At 35.4% G+C, this 1,388-nt stretch carries 1 protein-coding gene; it reads right to left on the bottom strand.

Going from position 1 to position 1,388, the window contains the following annotated elements; genetic code table 11:
* Positions 1-63 precede the first annotated feature (63 nt).
* Positions 64-1,278 (bottom strand): ISL3 family transposase, encoded by a 1,215-nt coding sequence (locus E8P82_RS14925; RefSeq protein WP_136455840.1) that lies wholly within the window; start codon positions 1,276-1,278, stop codon positions 64-66.
* Positions 1,279-1,388: the final 110 nt, after the last annotated feature.

Here is a 1,388-nt window from a genome sequence, read left to right as displayed (position 1 = left end):
ATTCTCCTTTTTCTAGTTTATTGCTAATATTTTTTTCGGCTCTTCGTTACTCTTTATGCTAAATCAACAGACAAGATGCCAAGATAACATACTTCTAACCCAAAAATTCCGAAAGTTTCTAAAGCCATAGCCTCTTCTTTTTATTAGTTTAAGTTTATTGTTGATTCCCTCGACCACCCCATTCGTTGTCCTTCGCTCGATATAACTAATTATTTCTCCAAACCAGTTTCGGATTGTTTGACAACTCTTAGTAAAAACACTGGAGGATTTTGCCAACCATTCCGAGATGGATAGCATTCCCTCTGTCGGATTCTCTGAGGTTTCATAAATCTTTCTAAATTCTTCCTTTAATTCCTGCATCTTTTTCAAATTTGGGAAATTTTCTTTGATAGCTTCTAGTTTGATTTTTTGGGTTTCCGTTAAATCTTTTTCATTTTTTAACAAGCTATATTTACTTCGCTTTAAAACTTCTAGCTTCGCTTCTTTTTCCGCTTTCTGTTTTTTATTTCTCTGCGCTTCTACGGCTCTTTTTTCTGCTTTTCTTTGTTCGTCTAACTCTTGATTAATTTGTTTCATTACATGGAATCTATCGGCGACTACCTCGGCCGATGGCATCAATTCTTTCACCAAATTTTTATAGGGCAACCAAAGGTCTATGCTGACTTCTTCAATTTGCTCTAACACCTCTTTTCCCCACCCTGTAAGCGTTTCCCTCAATTCTTCTTGTGTTCGCTTCTCTAGAATAGCTATTAGTTTTCCCGTATCTAAATTTACTAAAACTGCACAGTAATTTTTTTGTCCTTTGACTAGAGCGATTTCGTCAATTCCTAGTCTTTTTAATTTCGATAGGTCTGTCTCTGTAATTTCTTCAGCTATGTCCTCTATCATTCTTTGAATCTCTTCTTCCGTTACGTCATTTCTTCGGCTAACATTTAAAATATCTCCTTCTTTTAATTGTTTGAGTATATTCTCGGCTAGTCTTTTCGTATAGGTTCGTTTCTTGGCGACAAAATCTAACTCTTCACTAAAGGGTTTTCGACAATTATCGCACTTAAATTGACGACGATTAACTTGTAGGTACACTGGTTGACCTGAGAGCGGTAAATCTTTGACTAAATGTCGATGATTTTGGTGGAGTTTATCGCTCTCTAACCCACAACGAGGACAGATTGCTTTTTGATTTTTCGATTCGATTTGGCAAACTATACCGATATTTTCTAGGTGTAGATAGCCTTGAATAGACGTTCCTTTTAGGTTCAAAAATTTGTCAAGTATCATAGGTAAAATACTCTGGTTTTTGGCTATTATATCAAATCTTAACTCGATTGTCTATCTTTTGATATTAACTTATTTGTGCCTTAAGTCCTTTCCTGTATGAATTTCAGCTA

The organism is Arthrobacter echini, assembly GCF_004803505.1.
GTDB lineage: Bacteria > Actinomycetota > Actinomycetes > Actinomycetales > Micrococcaceae > Arthrobacter_D > Arthrobacter_D echini.
This window is presented reverse-complemented; position numbering and strand designations above follow the sequence as displayed.

Excerpts from the sequence above, each read along its gene's own strand:
- E8P82_RS14925 (WP_136455840.1), bottom strand. The coding sequence starts at position 1,278 with ATGATACTTGACAAATTTTTGAACCTAAAAGGAACGTCTATTCAAGGC.